Annotated in this window: 1 protein-coding gene; it reads left to right on the top strand. The window is 73.9% G+C overall.

Annotated elements, in window-relative coordinates; translation table 11 throughout:
* The first annotated feature begins 411 nt into the window (after nucleotides 1-411).
* Nucleotides 412-3,858: a S8 family peptidase gene (locus ABD811_RS20445; protein ID WP_344949849.1), complete on the top strand. Its 3,447-nt coding sequence runs from the start codon at nucleotides 412-414 to the stop codon at nucleotides 3,856-3,858.
* The last annotated feature ends 29 nt before the right edge of the window (nucleotides 3,859-3,887 follow it).

The raw sequence follows: 3,887 nt of genomic DNA, 5'->3' as shown, positions 1-3,887 counted from the left end.
CGAGTTGGTCGTCCCGAGGTCGATACCGACCGCACGTCCCATGTCTCTCGTCCTCCGTCGTTACTGCGTGTGCCCCCGGTCGCGTCCCCCCTGTACGCGGCGGCGGCCGGGTTCGCGTCTCTGTCTCGCCAGGGTGCCCCCGGCGGAAGTCATTGTCAAATCACTTGAGTCGGGGCGACTCAACTTTGCTGACGTTCACATCAACAGGACGTATGAGCCCCCTATTCCCGTTCCCGCCCGCGCCCCTCCGGGCCGGGAATCCGCACCCGGGACGAGGCCCGCCTCCGCCCAGAGGACGAGAGAACCCCTCCTGCCGGCCCGTAAGAAACCGGATCTTTCCCGGAGTACTCCGGGAAGCTCCTGCGCCGGTTCGGGTGATCAGGGGCGAGGACAACTTCAGAGAGGAGCCTCATGAGAGGCAGACGGATCGGCCGCGCGCTGCTCGGCGCGGCGGTCGTGGGCGGCGTGGTCGCCGCGCCGCCGGGCGTGGCGGACGCGGCCAAGCCGCCGGCCGGCGCGGGAGGAGACGGCGGAACGGGCGGTGCGGCAGGTGCCTCGGGAGCGCTGCCCGCGGGCCGCTCGTGGACGGTGACGCTGCTGACCGGCGACGTCGTCCGGCTGCGCACGGTCAAGGGCCGTCCCCCGATGGTCACGACCACGCCCGGCGAGGGCAGGACCAACCGGACGTTCCGCACCTCGTACCGTCCGGACGGGCACGTGGTGGTTACCCCGGCGGACATGGCCCCGCTGGTCGGCCGCGTTCTCGACCTCGACCTGTTCGACGTCACCACGCTGATCCGGCAGGGGTACGACGACGCGCGCGCCCGCGAACTGCCGCTGATCGTGCAGCGGGAGGGCGGCGTGCGGCCGCGCGCGGCGCTCGGCGGGACGCTGCGGGAGACCCGTGACCTGCCGAGCATCGGCGCGGTCGCGGCCCGCCAGCCCAAGAAGGACGCGGTGCGTCTCGGCGCGTCCCTGGCCCCCCGCACGCGGACCAAGGCGGCGAACGACATCCGCCGCATCTGGCTCGACCGCAAGGTCCGCGCGAGTTCCGCCCCGTCCGCGCCCGCGCTCGCGCCGGGGGCCGCGCGGGCCGCGTCGGCCGCGAAGCTCGACCGCAACCTGAGCCAGATCGGGGCGCCCGCCGCGTGGCAGGCGGGGATCACCGGGCGCGGCACCAAGGTGGCCGTCCTGGACACGGGCGTGGACCCGGCCCACCCCGACCTCAAGGACCGCGTCGCCGAGACCGCGAACTTCTCCGAGGCCGCCGACGCGGCCGACCGGGTCGGGCACGGCACGCACGTCGCCTCGATCGTCGCGGGCAGCGGCGCGGCCTCGGGCGGGGAGCGGCGGGGCGTCGCCCCGGACGCGAGCCTGCTGGTCGGCAAGGTGCTCGACGACGACGGTTTCGGCACCGAGTCGTCGGTCATCGCGGGAATGGAGTGGGCCGCCCCGCGCGCCAAGGTCGTCAACATGAGCCTCGGCGGCGACACCACCGACGGCACCGACCCCCTGGCGCAGGCGCTGGACCGGCTCACCGACCAGTACGGCGCCCTGTTCGTCACGGCCGCCGGGAACGCCGGCGCCATCTCCTCGATCGGTTCGCCGGGATCCGCCGACGCCGCGCTCACCGTGGGCGCCGTGGACGGCCGGGACCGCCTCGCCGACTTCTCCAGCCGCGGCCCGCGCACCGGGCGGTACGCGGCCAAGCCGGAGATCGTCGCCCCCGGCGTCGACATCATGGCCGCGCGCGCCGCGGGCACGTCGATGGGCGACGCCCTGGACGCGCGCTACACCTCGGCGTCCGGCACGTCCATGGCGACGCCCCACGTCGCGGGCGCTGCCGCGCTGCTGCTACAGAAGCACCCGAAGTGGACGCCCGCCCAGTTGAAGTCCGCCCTGGTCGGTTCCGCCTCGTCGGTGGACGGGGACGCGTTCGACCGCGGCGCCGGACGTCTCGACGTCGCCGCCGCCACCACCGCCCCCACCGTCTCGCTCCAGGCGGCGCCGCACCTGGGCACCTCCGCCTACCCGGGGCACGCCCCGCTCAAGACCGACCTTCGCTGGGCGTCGCGTTCGGCGAGCACGGTACGGCTCGACCTGGACGTGCGGGTGACCGACCGCCAGGGGAACACCGTGGACGGTGCCGCGTCGCTGTCGTCCGCCCAGGTGGACGTCCCGGCGGGCGGCGGCGCGTCCGCGACCCTTCGGGTGGACGCGGCGAAGCTGGGCGGCAAGCCGGGTCTCTACACGGCCGAGGTGACCGCCAAGGCCGATGACGCGACCGTCCGCACGCCGGTCACGTTCTACGTGGAGCCGCCCAGCTACGACCTCACCGTCAAGGCGACGCCCCTGCCCGGCACCCAGGACGGGAACATGAGCGCCTACGCGAGCGTGGTCAACCTGGACGACATCGCGCTGTTCACCGACTATCCGTCGACGGGCGAGGACGGCACGGCACGGCTCAGGGTGCCCGCGGGCCGCTACAGCGTCATGGGCTCGGTCTACGACGACAACCGGGAAGCCCCCCGTTCCGCCATCGCCGGCACGCCCGAAGTCGTCATCGACCGCGACACGACCGTCGTCCTGGACGCGGCACGCGCCAAGGAGGCGGGCGCCAAGGTCTCCGACCGTACGACCGAGACCGCGATGGCCGGGTCCGTGCAGGTGCGCAGCAACCGGCAGGCGGTGTGGGGCGAGGCGGTCTACACGTGGGAGCCGCAGAAGGAGAAGGTCTACGTCCAGCCGACCGGCCCCGCGCAGACCGGCGAGTTCCGCCCCTACGGCCTCTACCGGCTGACGGCGCCGGGAGAGGTCTACGACCTGCTGGAGCCCATGGGCGACCGGGTGCCCGACGACCCCGTGCACGTGGTGACGCCTGCGTCCCGCGCGCGCTTGGCCCGCGTCGACCAGCGGTTCGCCGCGTTCGACGGGGACACCCAGACGCCGATGAGCGAGAAGCGCTACGGCGTGACCCCCGAGGGCTTCCTCAGCTTCGAGGCGAGCAGCGGAGTGACGCCCGGGACGACGCGCACCGACTACGTCTCCGCCGGCCGTGGCGTCCAGTGGCTGGACGAGGCGTTCTTCGACGCGCTGAACGGGTGGGTCGACCAGCTTCCGCTGCTGCGGCGCGAGCCGGGCAGCCGCACGACGCAGACGTGGGGCCGTCAGCCCCTGCGCCCCGGGCCCGTCTCCGTCACCGCCGTCTCGCCGAGCGAGTGCATCCGGTGGCCGGTGGCCCGCACGCGCGGTGCGCTGAACGTCGCCTTCGTCGACCTGCAGGCGCGCCCGGACGGCTTCGACTGCGGCTACTGGGACGAGAACGACAACGACCCGCTGACCCGCCACCTCACCGTCACCGCGGACGGCCGGAAGATCGGTGAGGCCGCCGGGCCGGCCGGCCGGTTCGAGGTGCCCGCGCGGGCGGCGACGTACGAGATCCGCTACGACAACGACGCCTCGAAGCTCACTGCGGTGTCGACGCGGACGTCCACCACGTGGCGGTTCCGTTCCGCCGCGCCCGAGGACCACTCCAGCGTGCCGGTCCCGCTGCTGACGGTCGACTACGACCTCGGCCTCGACCTGCGCAACCGGCCGACGGGCGGCCCCGCCACGTTCCAGGTCGCGCGGGTGGCGGGCAGCGGCACGGCGAAGGTCACCGGGCTGCGCCTGTGGACGTCGCTGGACGACGGCAAGACCTGGCAGCAGGCCCAGGTGAAGGACCTGGGCGGCGGGAAGTTCTCCGGGACGATGCCGAAGGCCGCCGCAGGCCAGGCGGTGTCGGTGCGCGTCGCCGCCAAGGACGCCGGCGGCAGCGCCATCGACCAGCAGATCATCAGGGCGTACAACGTCCGCTGATCCGCGTCCCTCCTGAAGGGGCCGCCGTG

The organism is Actinomadura miaoliensis, from assembly GCF_039536785.1.
In the GTDB taxonomy this organism is placed as follows: Bacteria; Actinomycetota; Actinomycetes; order Streptosporangiales; family Streptosporangiaceae; genus Spirillospora; species Spirillospora miaoliensis.
Note: the sequence above shows the minus strand (reverse complement) of the source record. Positions and strands in the feature narration are given on the sequence as shown.